19 protein-coding genes, 2 tRNA genes and 1 riboswitch are annotated in these 14,866 nt (G+C 71.0%); of the genes, 7 read left to right on the forward strand and 14 right to left on the reverse strand.

The features are described from left to right. Window positions 1–129: 129 nt before the first annotated feature. The 4 genes from IEX69_RS17370 to orn form a co-directional block, all read right to left on the reverse strand. Window positions 130–1,386 carry a D-alanyl-D-alanine carboxypeptidase family protein gene (locus IEX69_RS17370; protein WP_085019031.1) on the reverse strand — a complete coding sequence of 419 codons (1,257 nt, stop codon included), beginning with the start codon at window positions 1,384–1,386 and terminating at the stop codon, window positions 130–132. Between the two features lie 87 nt (window positions 1,387–1,473). Further along, a complete protein-coding gene (locus IEX69_RS17375; RefSeq protein ID WP_085019030.1) occupies window positions 1,474–1,824 on the reverse strand; it encodes a metallopeptidase family protein in 351 nt (116 codons plus the stop codon). Continuing rightward, window positions 1,824–1,899, reverse strand: a tRNA-His gene (locus IEX69_RS17380). Before IEX69_RS17380 ends, IEX69_RS17375 begins: the two co-directional genes overlap by 1 nt. A gap of 39 nt (window positions 1,900–1,938) precedes the next feature. Further along, window positions 1,939–2,559, reverse strand: a complete 621-nt coding sequence (gene orn, locus IEX69_RS17385; protein WP_085019029.1) for an oligoribonuclease — start codon at window positions 2,557–2,559, stop codon at window positions 1,939–1,941. Window positions 2,560–2,633: 74 nt separating this feature from the next. On the opposite strand from orn, the gene IEX69_RS17390 reads away from it, so the two are divergent. After that, window positions 2,634–2,849 carry an SCO4848 family membrane protein gene (locus IEX69_RS17390; protein ID WP_085019028.1) on the forward strand — a complete coding sequence of 72 codons (216 nt, stop codon included), beginning with the start codon at window positions 2,634–2,636 and terminating at the stop codon, window positions 2,847–2,849. A gap of 71 nt (window positions 2,850–2,920) precedes the next feature. Here IEX69_RS17390 and IEX69_RS17395 read toward each other — a convergent pair. The 3 genes from IEX69_RS17395 to IEX69_RS17405 all read right to left on the reverse strand — a co-directional run bounded on the left by IEX69_RS17395 (window position 2,921) and on the right by IEX69_RS17405 (window position 4,275). Then, a tRNA-Arg gene (locus IEX69_RS17395) sits at window positions 2,921–2,993 on the reverse strand. 66 nt (window positions 2,994–3,059) lie between these two features. Then, on the reverse strand, window positions 3,060–3,944 hold the full coding sequence (locus IEX69_RS17400; protein WP_157127124.1) for a hypothetical protein: 885 nt from the start codon (window positions 3,942–3,944) through the stop codon (window positions 3,060–3,062). Between the two features lie 97 nt (window positions 3,945–4,041). Next, the gene (locus IEX69_RS17405; protein WP_157127123.1) at window positions 4,042–4,275 is read right to left on the reverse strand and encodes a hypothetical protein; all 234 of its coding nucleotides are present in this window, start codon (window positions 4,273–4,275) and stop codon (window positions 4,042–4,044) included. A gap of 62 nt (window positions 4,276–4,337) precedes the next feature. On the opposite strand from IEX69_RS17405, the gene msrA reads away from it, so the two are divergent. From msrA to IEX69_RS17430, 5 genes are all read left to right on the forward strand, one after another. Then, the gene (msrA, locus tag IEX69_RS17410) at window positions 4,338–4,865 is read left to right on the forward strand and encodes a peptide-methionine (S)-S-oxide reductase MsrA (protein WP_085019026.1); all 528 of its coding nucleotides are present in this window, start codon (window positions 4,338–4,340) and stop codon (window positions 4,863–4,865) included. Between the two features lie 136 nt (window positions 4,866–5,001). After that, the gene (locus IEX69_RS17415) at window positions 5,002–5,472 is read left to right on the forward strand and encodes a single-stranded DNA-binding protein (RefSeq protein ID WP_085019025.1); all 471 of its coding nucleotides are present in this window, start codon (window positions 5,002–5,004) and stop codon (window positions 5,470–5,472) included. A gap of 153 nt (window positions 5,473–5,625) precedes the next feature. Further along, window positions 5,626–6,141, forward strand: a complete 516-nt coding sequence (locus IEX69_RS17420; RefSeq protein ID WP_085019024.1) for a DUF6993 domain-containing protein — start codon at window positions 5,626–5,628, stop codon at window positions 6,139–6,141. A gap of 2 nt (window positions 6,142–6,143) precedes the next feature. After that, window positions 6,144–7,826, forward strand: a complete 1,683-nt coding sequence (gene ettA, locus IEX69_RS17425) for an energy-dependent translational throttle protein EttA (RefSeq protein ID WP_085019023.1) — start codon at window positions 6,144–6,146, stop codon at window positions 7,824–7,826. Next, window positions 7,826–8,302: an acyl-CoA thioesterase gene (locus IEX69_RS17430; RefSeq protein ID WP_085019022.1), complete on the forward strand. Its 477-nt coding sequence runs from the start codon at window positions 7,826–7,828 to the stop codon at window positions 8,300–8,302. The genes ettA and IEX69_RS17430 overlap by 1 nt, the downstream gene beginning before the upstream one ends. Window positions 8,303–8,318: 16 nt before the next feature. Here the strand turns inward: IEX69_RS17430 and IEX69_RS17435 are convergent, their stop codons facing one another. Then, window positions 8,319–9,167: a pentapeptide repeat-containing protein gene (locus tag IEX69_RS17435; RefSeq protein ID WP_085019021.1), complete on the reverse strand. Its 849-nt coding sequence runs from the start codon at window positions 9,165–9,167 to the stop codon at window positions 8,319–8,321. 2 nt (window positions 9,168–9,169) lie between these two features. After that, the gene (locus IEX69_RS17440) at window positions 9,170–10,045 is read right to left on the reverse strand and encodes an acyl-CoA thioesterase (protein WP_157127122.1); all 876 of its coding nucleotides are present in this window, start codon (window positions 10,043–10,045) and stop codon (window positions 9,170–9,172) included. Between the two features lie 57 nt (window positions 10,046–10,102). On the opposite strand from IEX69_RS17440, the gene IEX69_RS17445 reads away from it, so the two are divergent. Beyond that, the gene (locus tag IEX69_RS17445) at window positions 10,103–10,762 is read left to right on the forward strand and encodes a DUF8185 domain-containing protein (RefSeq protein WP_085019019.1); all 660 of its coding nucleotides are present in this window, start codon (window positions 10,103–10,105) and stop codon (window positions 10,760–10,762) included. A 23-nt stretch (window positions 10,763–10,785) separates the two neighbouring features. On the opposite strand, the gene IEX69_RS17450 is transcribed toward IEX69_RS17445, so the two are convergent. The 5 genes from IEX69_RS17450 to IEX69_RS17470 form a co-directional block, all read right to left on the reverse strand. After that, window positions 10,786–11,274 (reverse strand): nucleoside/nucleotide kinase family protein, encoded by a 489-nt coding sequence (locus IEX69_RS17450; protein ID WP_085019018.1) that lies wholly within the window; start codon window positions 11,272–11,274, stop codon window positions 10,786–10,788. Between the two features lie 2 nt (window positions 11,275–11,276). After that, window positions 11,277–12,059 (reverse strand): energy-coupling factor transporter transmembrane component T family protein, encoded by a 783-nt coding sequence (locus tag IEX69_RS17455; RefSeq protein WP_229756448.1) that lies wholly within the window; start codon window positions 12,057–12,059, stop codon window positions 11,277–11,279. Continuing rightward, window positions 12,056–13,582, reverse strand: a complete 1,527-nt coding sequence (locus tag IEX69_RS17460) for an ABC transporter ATP-binding protein (RefSeq protein ID WP_229756449.1) — start codon at window positions 13,580–13,582, stop codon at window positions 12,056–12,058. The genes IEX69_RS17455 and IEX69_RS17460 overlap by 4 nt, the downstream gene beginning before the upstream one ends. Further along, window positions 13,579–14,214 carry an ECF transporter S component gene (locus IEX69_RS17465; protein WP_085021384.1) on the reverse strand — a complete coding sequence of 212 codons (636 nt, stop codon included), beginning with the start codon at window positions 14,212–14,214 and terminating at the stop codon, window positions 13,579–13,581. Before IEX69_RS17465 ends, IEX69_RS17460 begins: the two co-directional genes overlap by 4 nt. A gap of 66 nt (window positions 14,215–14,280) precedes the next feature. Continuing rightward, window positions 14,281–14,390: riboswitch (TPP riboswitch) on the reverse strand. Window positions 14,391–14,415: 25 nt separating this feature from the next. Then, window positions 14,416–14,760 (reverse strand): spore germination protein GerW family protein, encoded by a 345-nt coding sequence (locus IEX69_RS17470; RefSeq protein WP_085019016.1) that lies wholly within the window; start codon window positions 14,758–14,760, stop codon window positions 14,416–14,418. Window positions 14,761–14,866: the final 106 nt, after the last annotated feature.

Below are 14,866 nucleotides of genomic sequence, written 5' to 3' on the forward strand. Positions count from 1 at the left end.
CTCCAAGCCAACTCCGGAGATTCAGCTCCATCGGAGCTGACTCCGGACTCCTGCCGGCGTGTCGCGTCGGAAGTCCGGAGTCGGCTCCGGGTGGGGCGGAGGAGGTGCGGCGCCGGTGGCGGAGCGACCTCAGGAGAAGCGGGAGTCGAGGAAGGTGGTGATGAGGGGGACGGGGTGGGTCAGGCGCCAGAGCGGGCCGGGCTCGGCGAGGCGGCCGTCGAGCTGAAGCAGAACCGTGATGGTGCCGTCGGGGGTGTCGACCGTCACCGTGCCGACCTGCTGGCCCGCCGAGCCGCTGGTGAGCGGCTGCACGTCGACCTTGTAGGCCAGAGGTGCTGTCGTCCACAGCATCCGCGACTCGGTGCCCATGGCGACGGCGTTCGCCGTCTCGCCCCAGGGTGTCGTGTACGTGGCGAACGTCTGACCCTTCGTGACGATCGCGGTCTTCGTGAGGGTCGTCGAGGCCGAGCTGGACAACGTCGCGAGGTCGGCGTTGAGGGTGTCCCAGTCGGGCTCGCGCAGGAAGGCGCCGTAGAGGGTGACCTTGTCGCCGCCGTCGGCGGGAGTGACGTCGAGGGCGAAGAGGAAGCACAGACCGGCCTGGTCGGTGTAGCTCAGCGACAGACCCCGGAAACCGAGATCGGATGCATGCACGGCCAGGTTCCCGACGAGACGCTTGCCGCTGACCGTCGCGTCCGGCAGCGCCATCACCTCGCTGATCGCGGGATCGGCGAAGGCCAGAGCGCTGATCCGGGCCAGATCCGAAGCGGACCCGACGTCGCCTTGGTCCAGCCCGGTCGCGTCGACCAGCTGGACGCTCGACAGCTCCTTCTCGGCCAGCCACGTCCTCGCCGCCGCCAGGTATCCGTCGATCGAGCCGAACGCCCACCGGGCGAGAGCGTCGGAGTGCGCATTGCTCGAGCCGAGGAGCATCGCGATCAGCACGTCGCGCTGAGACCACTGCTCACCGGCGATCATGGGCACCGCGCGGCTGCTCTCGCTGATGTACCCGAGGAAGCCGTCGTAGTCCTCGCGACTGATCGTGATGGCCGGCCCCTGCTCCCCCGCGGCGAGGGGCTTCGCGTCGAGCACGACGAGCGCGGTGATGACCTTCGCGCTCCCGCCGAGCGGGACGGCATCGGGCACACCTCCGACCGCGAGCGGGGCCGTGGCGTCGGCGCCGATGACGGCGCTCGCCCCTTCGGCGGGCATGGCGGGCAGCCCGGTGGGCGACACCTCGGACGAGGGATCGACGGTGCTCGCCTGCGCGGTCGGCAGCGGACCGACCAGCGTGGCGGGGCCGTACACGCCCACCGCGAGGATGAGGACGGCGCCCAGCACCACGACGACCACCCTGATCGCCTTGCGACCCGCGCTCCCTGCCATGCCTCCCAGGCTAGGCGGAGCATCCGTCAGCACGCCGTCAGCACGCCGTGAGCGGCTCGGTCGGCGGTGCGACAGCCGAGCAGAACGTCACCCCCAGCCCAGCTCGTGCAGCTTCGCGTCGTCGATGCCGTAGAAGTGGGCGATCTCGTGGACGAGGGTCACGTGCACCTGATCGCGCAGCTCGTCGACCGAGTCGCAGATCGACAGGAGCGGCTCGCGGAACAGGGTGATGCGATCGGGCATCTCACCGAACCCGTACTGGCCGCGCTCCGTCACGGCGACGCCGTCGTACAGACCGAGGAGGTCGAGAGAGCCGTTCTCCGGGCGGTCTTCGACGACGAACACGACGTTGTCGAGGCCGTCGAGCATGTCGTCGGGCAACTCGTCGAGCTCATCCGCGACGAGCTGCTCGAACTCCTCGGCACTCAGGTCGATCATGGGGTGAGTAACGGGACTCGAACCCGCGACATCCGGCACCACAAGCCAGCGCTCTACCAACTGAGCTATACCCACCATGGTCGCTGCCCCGAGGGGCAACGACAAATCATCTTATTACATGTGACCGGAGAATTCGCGCACCACGTCCGCGGCGACGTCCTTGAGCTCGGCCGAGGTCGGTCCGGGCTCCGCGACGAAGACCGCCTTGCGGTAGTACTGCAGCTCGCGGATCGACTCGAGGATGTCGGCCAGCGCCCGGTGCCCGCCCGCCTTCTCCGGGGCGTTGAAGTACACCCGCGGGAACCAGCGACGTGACAGCTCCTTGATGCTCGACACGTCGATGCTGCGGTAGTGCAGGTGGCCGTCGACGCGGGGCATGTACTTCGCGAGGAAGGACCGGTCGGTGCCGATCGTGTTCCCGGCCAGGGGCGCGGTCTGCTCCGCCGGCACGTGCTTCAGGATGTACTCGAGCACCTGGTACTCGGCGTCGGCGAGGCTGACGCCGTTCGGGATCTCGGCCGCCAGCCCGCTCGTCTCGTGCATGTTCCGCACGAAGTCGCCCATGTTCTCCAGGGCGGAGGCGTCGGGCTTGATGACGATGCTGAAGCCGGGGTCGACGAGGTTCAGGTCGAAGTCGGTGACGACGACCGCGACCTCGACGAGCTCGTCGATCTCGAGATCGAGTCCCGTCATCTCGCAGTCGATCCAGACGAGACGGTCGGACAGAGAACTCATGCTCGAAGTCTAGTCGGGTGCCTCCGACGCCCCGGCCGGGGCATCCGGATGCGCCGCGCTCCTAGACTCGAGGGGTGATCGTGACCCTCGCCGTCCTGCTGTTCGTGAACGCCGCGTGGAACCTCGTCGTCTGGCCCCAGTTCCTCAAGCGGGTCAACCGCGATCCGCGGGCCAGGGATGCCTCGGGCCGTCCTACCCGATTCCTCGTCGTGCACGCCGTGCTCATCGGCATCTCGCTGCTGCTCGCCGTGGTGTCGGCGATCGTGGGGATCGTCGCCCTCGTCTCCTGAGCTCACGCGGGCCGGCTCACGCGGCCCGGCGCACTCGACATCCCGCAGGACGGAGCGCGGCCGGCGCTCGGTGCCCCCGGCAGGAATCGAACCTGCGACCAAGAGATTAGAAGGCTCCTGCTCTATCCGCTGAGCTACGGGGGCGGCCTCGACCAGGCTACCGGATGCGCCCGCGACCGAGCCGTCGGGCCGTGCCGGAGGCGGGCCGGGTCAGGCCTTCGACGACTCGCGGGGCGGGAGGGCGTCGACGGTCGACTGCGTCGCGCTGCCGCTCGCGCCCGGTCCGGTGTTGTCGAGCTCGGCGAGAGGCGAGTCGGACGCGGCCACGCGCGAGCCGCGCCCGGCCAGGACCTGCTGCACGGTGGGACGCGGGTCGTTCGTCGGGGGCAGCGGCGCCGCCGGCGCGATCGTCGTGGAGGTGAGCGACGCCGTCGAGGTGCTGAAGCGGTCGTCGGCGCGGATGGCCGGCTCTGCGGAGGCGCTGGGTCGCGCGGAGGCTGCCGGCTGGCCCGCCCCGCCGGGCTGCGAGGCGTACCGGTCGTGATGCTGCTCGGCGACCCAGCGCTCCTGGTCGGCCAGGAGCGAGCTCTCGAGCGAGGCGTCCTCGCTGGACCAGCGCTCGAGGTCGCTCTGGAACACCCGACGCGCACGTCCCGGGCGCTGCTGCCACTCGACGAGACGGTCGCGGAACTCGATGACGGCGGGCTCGACCTGGTAGCCGAAGGTCGCGGAGTTCCGCTTCATCTCGGCCAGAGCGTGCGAGGCCCAGTTGGCAGCCACGTCGGCGCCCTTGATGGGGAGCAGCCGCACCTGGATGTCGGCCTGCCCGCTCGCGCGATCGGACAGGATCTGCTCCTGCGGGGTGAGCGAGTTCCACACCGCCGCCTGCTCCGCGGCGTCGATGAGGGACGCGATCGCAGCGATCTTCAGCTCACGGTCGTGCTTGGCGAGGAGGCTCTTCACCGCACCCCGGGCGATGAGGGCGGCCAGCACACCCGCGACGAGGATCGCGATCGCAGGCATGACGAGACCGGAGACGACGTACGCGCCGGTGTCGCTCCCGAGCCACCCGACGAACCCATTCCACCATTCCATGCGCCGCACGATACCTCCGCGTCGGCCGCCCGCCGGGACGACGGGCCGACGTCGCGGGAATCGTGATCCCTCGTGGCCGGAGTGCCCATCCGCGTGCTCACCGCAGGGCGCGCGCGGCATCCTCCCGGTCGTGGAACTCGCCGATGGGCAGCACGGCGATGGACGGGGACACCGCGACCAGTCGTGACGCGGCATACCTCAGGTGACCGTCGGGCCGGGTCTCCTCCACGTACCCGAGCACGCGACCGTCTGCCGCGCTCACCCGCCAGTAACCCTCGCGGATCCGCCGGAGCGCTGATGCCGTCGCCGTCGCCATGGTCCCTCCCGTCATCTGTCGACATGAACGCTACGACCGACCACCGACACCGCAGACGGAGGCCGTAGGCTCTGCGCATGCACACCTTCGTTCTCGCCGGCGGCTGCTTCTGGTGTCTGGACGCCGTCTACCGAACCCTCCGCGGTGTCCAGGACGTCGTCTCCGGGTACACCGGCGGCACCGTGGCCGACCCCAGCTACGAGCTCGTCTGCACCGGGACGACCGGGCACGCCGAGGCCGTCGCCGTGACGTTCGACCCCGAGGTCATCCCGGACGAGGTCATCCTCGACGTCTTCTTCACCCTGCACGACCCGCGGCAGCTGAACCGTCAGGGCGACGACGTCGGAACGCAGTACCGGTCGGCGATGTTCTACGCCGACGACGAGCAGAAGGCCCTCTTCGAGGCGGCGCGCGACCGGGCGAGCGAGCTCTGGGACGGCGGCGTCGTCACGACCATCGAGCCGCTCGGGGAGTTCTACGACGCCGAGGACTACCACCAGGACTTCTTCGCCAAGAACCCCGGCCAGGGGTACTGCATGGCCGTCGCGGTGCCGAAGGTGAACAAGGTACGCAAGGCCTACTCGAGCTACATCAAGGCCGCCTGACCCGGCTCCTGCACAGCGGCCGCCGCGGCGCCGGTTTTTCACTGATGCGCGCAACACCCCTCTGAGCGCCGGTCCCCCGCGCGAGACTCGGGACGAGCATCCGCTCGACACCCTGATCGCACGAGGAGCACCACCGATGAACGACACCCTGACCCTCACCGGGGTCGTGGCCACCGACCCCCAGGCCCGCACCACGACGAGCGGCATCCCCATGACGAGCTTCCGGCTCGCCTCGTCGCAGCGCCGCTTCGACAGGGCGGCCGGCCGCTGGATCGACGGCGACACCAACTGGTACTCGGTGACCGCGTTCCGCCACCTCGGTACGAACGCGGGCCGGTCGCTCGTGAAGGGCGACCGCGTGGTGGTCGTGGGCCGGCTGAAGATCCGTCGCTGGGAGCAGGCGGAGCGGTCCGGCAGCTCGGTCGACCTCGAGGCCGACACCATCGGCCACGACCTGTCCTGGGGCACCTCGGTCTACAGCCGCGTGCGCCCGACGTCGGCGGAGCCCGCCTCGACCGCCGAGGAGTCGTTCCCCGACGCTCTGCCCGACGCGGGGGCGGAGGCCTTCTCGGCCCCGCCGCGCGAGCAGGAGCCGGTGCCGTTCTGACGACGTGGCCCGGGCGCCCGGCGGGCCGGACGCGTCGCGCACGGGCCCGGGATCCGCGCCCGATGCCTCAGCACGTTCTCAGCGGGGAGCGCCGGCCGACCGCATAGACTGCCGGAGATCCCCGCGCAGCACCGCACTCGAGAGGAACACGCGATGCCCATTCTCCGCAGCGGGGAGGCCCGTACGCCCACCAGGTCACGCCTGAGGATCGGGGCGCCCCTCGTCCTCGCCGCCGCCCTGGGCCTGGCGCTCGCCGGGTGCACGCCCGAGGCCGCCCCCTCGCCCACGCCGACCGCCGACGTCGCGACGCCCACGGCCACCGCGTCCGCACCGCCCGCGGCCGCCGTCTACGACCCGAACGCCGGCGCCGAGGCGAACAAGCCGGTCTTCGACCAGACGAACCAGGCGGTCATCGCGGCGAACCCGTCGGCGGGCGGCGCCGACTTCATCATCGCCCTGCGGAACGCCGGGTTCGACGGCAGCGCGATGCAGCTCACCCCCGACATCACCACCGTCGGCGTCAAGGCCGACTCGGTGCAGTTCTCGGTCCGGCTCTCCGACGGCTGCCTCGTGGGCCAGTACGGCCTGGGCAGCTACGAGAGCCAGGTCATGCCCGCGCTCGGCACGGGCGGGTGCCTGATCGGTCAGACCCGGCCGATAGACTTCTAGGCATGGCCGAATACATCTACTCGATGGTGCGCGCCCGCAAGTCTGTGGGCGACAAGGTGATCCTCGACGACGTGACCATGGCGTTCCTGCCTGGCGCGAAGATCGGTGTGGTCGGCCCGAACGGCGCCGGTAAGTCGACGATCCTGAAGATCATGGCGGGGCTCGACACCCCCAGCAACGGCGAGGCCAAGCTGACCCCCGGCTTCACGGTGGGCATCCTGATGCAGGAGCCCGAGCTCGACGAGTCGAAGACCGTGCTCGAGAACGTGCAGGAGGGCCTGGGCCCGATCAAGGGCAAGGTCGACCGCTTCAACGAGATCAGTGCGGCGATGGCCGAGCCCGACGCCGACTTCGACGCCCTGCTCGCCGAGATGGGCACCCTGCAGGAGGAGATCGACGCCGCCGACGCGTGGGACCTCGACTCGCAGCTCGAGCAGGCGATGGATGCGCTCCGCACTCCCCCGGGCGACGCCGAGGTCAAGAACCTCTCGGGTGGTGAGAAGCGCCGGGTGGCGCTCTGCCGTCTGCTGCTCCAGAAGCCCGACCTCCTCCTCCTCGACGAGCCCACGAACCACCTCGACGCCGAGAGCGTGCTCTGGCTCGAGCAGCACCTGTCGCAGTATCACGGCGCCGTGCTCGCCGTGACCCACGACCGGTATTTCCTCGACCACGTCGCGCAGTGGATCGCGGAGGTCGACCGCGGCCGCCTGTACCCCTACGAGGGCAACTACTCCACCTACCTCGAGAAGAAGCGCGAGCGCCTCGAGATTCAGGGCAAGAAGGACCAGAAGCTCGCGAAGCGCCTGTCCGACGAGCTCGAGTGGGTGCGCAGCAACGCCAAGGGCCGCCAGGCCAAGTCGAAGGCACGTCTGGCCCGCTACGAGGAGATGGCCGCCGAGGCCGAGCGCACCAGGAAGCTCGACTTCGAGGAGATCCAGATCCCGGCGGGGCCCCGCCTCGGCACGCAGGTGATCGACGCGAAGAAGCTCCACAAGGCATTCGGCGAGCGGGTCCTGATCGACGACCTCAGCTTCACCCTCCCCCGCAACGGCATCGTCGGCGTCATCGGCCCGAACGGCGTCGGCAAGACCACGCTCTTCAAGACCATCGTCGGCCTCGAGCCGCTCGACGGTGGCGAGCTTCAGGTCGGCGAATCGGTCGACATCTCGTACGTCGACCAGAGCCGCACGGGCATCGACCCGAACAAGACACTGTGGGAGGTCGTGTCCGACGGGCTCGACTACATCCAGGTCGGCAAGACCGAGATCCCGTCCCGCGCCTACGTCTCGACGTTCGGCTTCAAGGGGCCCGACCAGCAGAAGAAGGCCGGTGTGCTCTCCGGCGGTGAGCGCAACCGTCTGAACCTGGCGCTCACGCTCAAGCAGGGCGGCAACCTGCTCCTGCTCGACGAGCCGACCAACGACCTCGACGTCGAGACCCTCTCGAGCCTCGAGAACGCGCTCCTGGAGTTCCCGGGCTGCGCCGTCGTGATCACCCACGACCGGTGGTTCCTCGACCGCATCGCCACGCACATCCTGGCCTACGAGGGCACGGAGGCCGACCCGGCCAACTGGTACTGGTTCGAGGGCAACTTCGAGGCCTACGAGGAGAACAAGATCGAACGCCTCGGCCCCGAGGCGGCGACCCCCCACCGGGCGGTGTACCGCAAGCTGACGCGCGACTGATGCCCAGGCTGCACGTCCCCACGGCCCTCCGCTGGAGCGACCTCGACGCCTACGGTCACGTCAACAACGTGGCCGTGGCGCGCATCCTCGAGGAGGCGCGCATCGTCGTGTTCTGGGTCGACCCGGATGCGGGCGACTCCGCTGCCGACACCGCGGTGCTCGACGCGCTCCACGGGTCCGAGACGCAGAGCGTCCTCGCGCGTCAGGAGATCGAGTACCTCCAGCCGATCCCCTACCTGCGTCGACCGCTCGACGTGCAGCTCTGGTTCGCGCACATCGGGGGCGCGAGCATGGAGCTGTTCTACGAGATCCACAGCCCCGTGGGGTCGGAAGAGGACGTGCTGTTCGTGCGCGCCTCGACCACCCTGGTGCTCGTCGACGCGTCGACGGGTCGGCCCATCCGGGTCTCCGAGGAGGCTCGTGCCGCGTGGTCGGGGTACATGGACGAGCCGATCGCGTTCCGCCGACGCTTCTGATCGCCGGCCGGGCCGATCAATCGCCCCAGTGCGTGGGGCGCACGAACCCCTCCGGCAGGACGGTGGACGAATCGCCGCGGGCGCTGTTGACCTGCATCTGCGTCAGGTAGACGGCGCCGTCGAGATCGGCGCCGCTGAGGTCGGCGTCGCGCAGGTCGACACCGAGCACGTCGCACAGCCGCAGCTGAGTCCGGCTGAGGTCGGCGGCGATCGCGACGCTGCCCCGGATGCTCACGCCACGGAGGTCCGCGCCGGACAACGAGGCTCCCATCAGATCGCTGCCGGGTCCGAGCGGACGGCCTCGACGACGAGGCGCCGGGGGATGGTGCCGCCGCGCGATCTCGCTCGCCGTCACCAGCAGCGGCCGGACCGCGTCGTACTCGGCGTCCACATCCAGACCGGCGAGGGTGTCCGGATCCTCGTCGCTCAGCCGCAGGACGCGGTCGAACGCCGCGATCCACGGTGCCGCGTCCTGGTCGCCCTCGACCAGCGTGATCGCCTCGTCGAGGTACCAGAGCAGCTCGTGGAGCCGGCGGACGAGGGGGAACGCGGAGAACATCGCCGTGCGCGTCTCGGGGTCGTCGCGCCAGGAGCGCCCCGCGAACGTCCGTCGGGAGACCTTCTGCCCCGCACCGAAGCAGTCGAACACGGTGCAGCCCTTGAAGCCGCTGTCCCGCAGGTGCGGATGGATGCGGCAGCCGTCACCGTCGTCGAGGTTCACGCACGGGTCTCCGGCGGGCTTGTCGACCGGGAAGTCGGTCGACCTCGCGAACGCGAGAGCCACGCAGCAGAGCCCGAAGCACTCGCCGCAGTCGGCGCCGAGGTCCTCGCGACGACCGAGGGCGACCCGTGTCCGTCCTCCCACCGCTACGAGGGGCGCTTGCCCACGCGGATCATGCCCTCCTGGGCGACCGAGGCGATGAGACGCCCCTCACGGTCGAACATCCGCCCCAGCGCGAGCCCCCGCCCCCCGCCCGAGGTCGGCGACTCCTGCGTGTAGAGGATCCAGTCGTCGGCGCGGGCGAACCGGTGCCACCACATGCCGTGGTCGAGGCTCGCCATGGCGAAGTCGGGCCGGGCCCACGCGACGCCGTGCCGGCGCATCACCGGCTCGAGGATGGTGTAGTCGCTGACGTAGGCCAAGGCGGCACGGTGGATGGTCGGGTCGTCGGGCAGAGTCCCCAGCGCCTTCACCCACACGGCCTGACTCGCGACGTGATCCCCCTCGACCGTGACGTAGACCGGGGACGACACGTGGCGCATGTCGAACGCCCTCGTCTCCGCCCAGACCTTCGCGACCGGGTGATCGGTCGCGTCGAGCACCTCGCGCGCGCTCGGCAGCTCCTCGGGCTCCGGCATTCCGGTCGGCATCTCGATCTGGTGCTCGAGCCCCTCGTCCTCGGTCTGGAATGACATGATGCCGGAGAGGATGGGCACGCCGTTCTGGTAGGCCTGCGTCCTCCTGGTGGAGAAGGAGCGGCCGTCGTGGATCCGGTCGACCGCGAACGTGATCGGCTTCGTCGCGTCGCCCGGACGGAGGAAGTAGCCGTGCAGGGAGTGCACCGGCCGGTCGGGCTCGACGGTGCGCGCTGCGGCGACCACCGACTGCGCCAGGACCTGGCCGCCGAATACGCGACCACCCGGCATCTCCTGGCTCGGACCGGTGAAGATGTCCTCCGTGGTGCGGGCTCCGGTGTCGGCGAGATCGAGCGTCGTGAGGAATGCGGCCAATGGGTCGGGCAACAGGACCTCCAGGTGACGTGCCGGTGAGTCGTCTGTGAAGTAGTTTAGACAGCACTGATGGTCCAGAGTCTCTCCCTCGTCGATGCGCCGTCCCTCGGCGACCTCAAGGTCTTCCTCGGTCGCTCCGCACGCGTCGAGAACGGGTCGGTGAGGTTGATCGGCAGCCTCGGTGTGCTCGCCGTCTACACGCCCGTGCTCACCCCCAAGGGCCTGCTCGACTCGTCGCCCACCGTCCTGGGGCTGCGCACCTTCGCCCTCGCCTCGACCGAGGACTTCGACGTCGTGGTCTCGATCCGCGGGCTCCTCGACCGCCTCGCCATGCTCTCCCTCTCGGTCGATCGGGAGGGCGGCCCCATCGAGGTGCCGCTCCCGTTGCCCGACGCGGGCGTCGCCTGGGCGGGGATCAGCCCGCCGCGAGGCGGCTGGCGCCGGGTCGGCACGACCGACCCCCGGCAGCTGGAGGACATCGCGAAGGCCGGCATCTCCGAGATCGCCGACGCGGTCCCGTCGGAGGTCGGAGAGCAGGTCGTCCGGAAGCTCCGCGGTGCGGTGTGGACCCGCCTCATCCCCGACGTGGGCGCCCGCGTGCCTGCGGCGGCGGCCTTCGCCGCCTACAGCCTCGGCTTCCTCCGGCGCGATGACGACGCGGCCGTGTACGAGGCCTCGTCGTGGGTGCGCGTCTCGACCCGCCGGGGGCACGTGCTCGTGCACTGGTGACGCGCAGTCGACCGGCGCGCCGACTAGGTCGGCACCACGAGGGTGGCGAGCGACCGCGGGTCCTCCGCGGCGACGAACGCCGACCACTGGCCCTCCCACTCGTCCCAGTGCCGCTCGTACGCCTCGCCATCGCGCGCGATCGCCCTGCGCCGGCGCTCCACGTCGTCGGTCTCGACCCAGATCGCGAGGTCGCTGAGCGGTGCGCTCGCGCGGCTGAGCGCCCCGCACCCCTCCACGAGGAGGGGCCTCGACGGGTCGACCGAGTGCCACTCGGCGAACTCGTCGCGGTCCCAGTCCCAGCGCTGCCATCGGGGCACTCCCCCGTCGCGGAGCGGGCGCAGGAGCTCGGTCACGACGTGCTCGCTCGCGGCTCGCAGACCGCCCCAGCCGGGGTAGACGTCGTCGAGGTGGACGACCTGCGGCACGTCCGGCCCGGACCAGCGCCGCACGATGGTCGCCGCCAGGTCGGTCTTGCCCGAGCCGGAGGGCCCGTCGATCAGGATCACGACCATGCTCAGCGCACCACGAACGTGAAGGAGCCCACCGCGATCGAGACCAGGAGCGCCGTCGCCCCGACCAGCAGCGCACCGCCGAGGAGCAGCCAGTCCCGCGCGCGGAACCGGGAAGACCTGGCCCACGTCCGGTCCGCGCGGGCGCCGAATCCCCTGGCCTCCATCGCCGTCGCCAGCTTGCTGCCCCGGCGGATGGAGAGCACGAGCAGCGCGAACGCCTGACCGACGAACCGTCGGATCCTCCCGGTGTCGCCCAGGCCCCGCGCCCGTCGGGCCAGCTCGAGCTGGCGCCAGTCGTCGAGGAAGAGCCCGACGAGACGCATCCCCGCCAGCGCGCCGAGCACGAAGCGCGACGGGAGGTGCCAGACCTGCGCCAGGCCGTCGGCGAGATCGGTCGGGTCGATCGTGATGAAGAGCACCACCGCGGGGAGGCCGATGGCGAGGATGCGCAGCGCCGTCGCGATCGCCAGCGCGATCGACCCGTCGGAGACGTGGATCAGGCCCCACTGGACGTACGTCGTGCCGGACGCGACGCCGTACAGCGCGGTCGTCAGACCGGCGAGCGGTGCGGCGATCCAGATCGCGACCGTGCGGCGCAGCAGCACTCGGAAGCCGATGCCGCTCCACGCGATGAAGACGGCCTCGAGCGCGAGCGCGACGAGGGCGGACACCCAGTCGATCGTGACCAGCAGGAGCAGGCTCAACCCGAGACCGGCCGCGATCTTCGCGACCGCGTTGAACGCCGCGAGCCGGGGCGCCCGCACCGAGCCCAGGACCCCGCTCACGCCGCGACCCCCTTCGGCACGACGAGGGCGCCGCCGTCGCGGACCACGAGCTCCTGGTCGGCCAGCGCCCGGATGAAGGCGCGGTCGTGCGTGATGGCGATCACCGCGCATCCCTCGTCGAGGAGGTCGCCGAGCAGCAGCACCAGTTCGGCCCAGGTGCGCGAGTCCTGCCCGAAGGTGGGCTCGTCGAGCACGAGCACGCGCGGGCGCGCGATGAGGGCGGAGGCGACGGAGAGCCGCCGCTTCTGCCCGCCGGAGAGGGTGTACGGGTTGGCGCGCGCGAGCGGAGCGAGCCGCATCCGCTCGAGCATCGCGGAGACCCTGTCGCGGATCTCGGGCTTCGGGAGCCGGAGCGCCTTGAGCGACACCGTCAGCTCGTCCTCGACCGTGCCCGAGACGAACTGGTGCTCGGGATCCTGGAAGACCGTGCCGATGCGCGTGAGGAGCTCACGAGAACGCCAGCGGGCCGGATGCGGGCCGGCGCCCGTCGCCAGCTCGTCCGACGCCCGCACCTCGCCCGCCTCGGGCGGGATGAGCCCGGCGAGGGTGAGCGCGAGGGTCGACTTCCCCGCCCCGTTCGGACCGGTGACCACGAGGGCCCGGCCGGCGGAGAGGACGAGCTCGATGTCGGATGCCACGGGTCGGCCGGGCACGCGGGCCACCGCGAGCGCGCCGGCCGTGAGCAGCTCGGACCGCGCCGTGTCGGCTGCCGGTCGATCGTCGGCGTTCGTGGAGCGCGCCGCTCGTCCGCCGAGCGGGTCGATGCCCGGGACCCAGACGCCGGCGTCGGCGAGCCGCCGCCCCTCCGCGGCGATGACCTGCCGAGCGGGGCCGTCGGCGAGCACGCCGCCCTCGGCGTCCAGCACCACGATCCGCTCGACGACGTCGAGCCAGACGTCGACCCGGTGCTCGATGACGACCAGGGTCGCTCCTGTCGACCGCACCACCCTGTCGACCGTGTCGCGCACCTCGATCACCCCGTCGGGGTCGAGGTTGGCGGTGGGCTCGTCGAGGAGGATCAGGCCCGGCCTCATGGCGAGCACGCCGGCGAGCGCCACCCGCTGCTTCTGACCGCCCGAGAGCTCCGAGGTCGCGTGGTCGAGCGGCAGGTCGAGGCCGACCGCGTCGAGCGACTCCCCCACCCGACGCCAGATCTCGTCCCGCGGCACGCCGAGGTTCTCGCATCCGAAGGCGATGTCGTCTCCGACGCGAGCGAGCACGAGGTGGGCGTCCGGGTCCTGGAGCAGGAGCCCGGCGCGTCCGCGCACCTCCTCCGGACGCACGCCGTCGAGCAGGAGCTCGCCGACCTCGTCGCCCTCCTCCGCGCCGCCGAGCACCCCGGCCATCGCCTGCAGGAGCGTGGACTTGCCCGCTCCCGACGCCCCGAGCACGAGGACCCGCTCGCCCGGCTCGATGACGAGGTCGAGGTCGCGCACGGCCCACTCCTCGCGGCCGGCGTGGCGCCAGCCCCACCCGCGCGCCGACACCCGGGCGGCCGACGCGCGGACCGCGTCGGCGCTCACGCTCGGCGGACCGCCTCGCGTCCTGCGGCGAAGCGGTTGAGGGCGCCGGTGCGGGCGAGGCCCCGCACGATCAGCCACGACCCGAGGCCCGCGATGATCGCACCTCCGATGACGGAGCACACCGCGTACACGACCATGAACACGGTGTCGGCGCCGACGTACCAGGTGATGAGATCGTTCACCGCCATGCCGACGCCCGCGCCCGCGCCCGCCAGGACGGCCACGTAGACCCGGTAGTTGGCGTAGAGGAAGAGCGCGAACACGATCTCGGCCCCGAGCCCCTGAGCGAGGCCGGAGAGCAGAGTCGCGACGCCCCACTGGGTGCCGATGAGCGCCGAGACCACCGCGGCGACGAGCTCGGTGTAGAGCGCCGCTCCCGGCTTCCGGACGATGAGCCCGCCGAGGACCCCGGCGAAGAGCCAGACACCATAGAGGAGGGCCTGGGCACCGGGCAGGAGGGCCTCGAGCGGCGCCCCCACGGGGGCGTAGGCGAGGTTCCAGACCCAGAAGACGAGCCCGGCGGCGACTCCGACGACGCTCGCGACGACGATGTCGACGACTCGCCAGCGGAGCGAGCGGCGTCGACCCGAGCCGAGGCCGGGTCCGGTGGTGGAGGTGATGGTGGTGTGCACGTCGTGCCCCTTCGATCGCGTGATGCGTGGGCACGGGTCGCCGCATCCGCTCGTGTGCGGACACGGCGATGAGGAGAACTGCCTCCCTGCGCTGGCATGACCCAGATCAGGTTCGACGGTCGGAGGTTGAGAACCTCCCTCTCAGCCCGGCTCACCGGACTCCCGTGTTTTCCTGGCGATCCTAGCGCAGGATGCCGCCGACTACTTCTTGGCGGCCTTCACCAGCTTGGCGAGCACGTGGCCGGCGACGAGGACGAACGGGATGCCGACCGCGAGGAGCGCGATGAGGTTCGGCTGGAACCGCACGCCGAGCGACGTGGTGACGTACGCCCCGATCGGGACGCTCACGCCGCCGCCGCCGAAGCCCTCCCCCTCCGCGTCGGCGTCGGACTTCGCCCCCATGTTGCCGTTGCCGCCGCCGAAGCCGAACCACACCAGCGCGACGGGAACGATGGTCGCTCCGTCGATCTCGACCGGAGCCCCGTAGGACGCGTCCACGCCGAGGCGCTTGAGCGGCTCGGTGACCTTCTCGACCAGCTGAGTCATGCATCCACGCTACCGCTGAAGCACCCCGCACGCACGGGCACCCTGAAGCTGTGTGCGCCGTCGGCCGATCCCGGTACGGTGAGCACGCGAGACCCCGAATCCCCTG

The organism is Cnuibacter physcomitrellae, assembly GCF_014640535.1.
GTDB classification, from domain to species: Bacteria; Actinomycetota; Actinomycetes; order Actinomycetales; family Microbacteriaceae; genus Cnuibacter; species Cnuibacter physcomitrellae.

Coding starts and splice junctions, on each gene's coding strand:
- IEX69_RS17370 (WP_085019031.1), bottom strand. CDS start 1,386: ATGGCAGGGAGCGCGGGTCGCAAGGCGATCAGGGTGGTCGTCGTGGTG.
- IEX69_RS17375 (WP_085019030.1), bottom strand. CDS start 1,824: ATGATCGACCTGAGTGCCGAGGAGTTCGAGCAGCTCGTCGCGGATGAG.
- orn (WP_085019029.1), bottom strand. CDS start 2,559: ATGAGTTCTCTGTCCGACCGTCTCGTCTGGATCGACTGCGAGATGACG.
- IEX69_RS17400 (WP_157127124.1), bottom strand. CDS start 3,944: ATGGAATGGTGGAATGGGTTCGTCGGGTGGCTCGGGAGCGACACCGGC.
- IEX69_RS17405 (WP_157127123.1), bottom strand. CDS start 4,275: ATGACGGGAGGGACCATGGCGACGGCGACGGCATCAGCGCTCCGGCGG.
- msrA (WP_085019026.1), top strand. CDS start 4,338: ATGCACACCTTCGTTCTCGCCGGCGGCTGCTTCTGGTGTCTGGACGCC.
- IEX69_RS17415 (WP_085019025.1), top strand. CDS start 5,002: ATGAACGACACCCTGACCCTCACCGGGGTCGTGGCCACCGACCCCCAG.
- IEX69_RS17420 (WP_085019024.1), top strand. CDS start 5,626: ATGCCCATTCTCCGCAGCGGGGAGGCCCGTACGCCCACCAGGTCACGC.
- ettA (WP_085019023.1), top strand. CDS start 6,144: ATGGCCGAATACATCTACTCGATGGTGCGCGCCCGCAAGTCTGTGGGC.
- IEX69_RS17430 (WP_085019022.1), top strand. CDS start 7,826: ATGCCCAGGCTGCACGTCCCCACGGCCCTCCGCTGGAGCGACCTCGAC.
- IEX69_RS17445 (WP_085019019.1), top strand. CDS start 10,103: ATGGTCCAGAGTCTCTCCCTCGTCGATGCGCCGTCCCTCGGCGACCTC.
- IEX69_RS17450 (WP_085019018.1), bottom strand. CDS start 11,274: ATGGTCGTGATCCTGATCGACGGGCCCTCCGGCTCGGGCAAGACCGAC.
- IEX69_RS17470 (WP_085019016.1), bottom strand. CDS start 14,760: ATGACTCAGCTGGTCGAGAAGGTCACCGAGCCGCTCAAGCGCCTCGGC.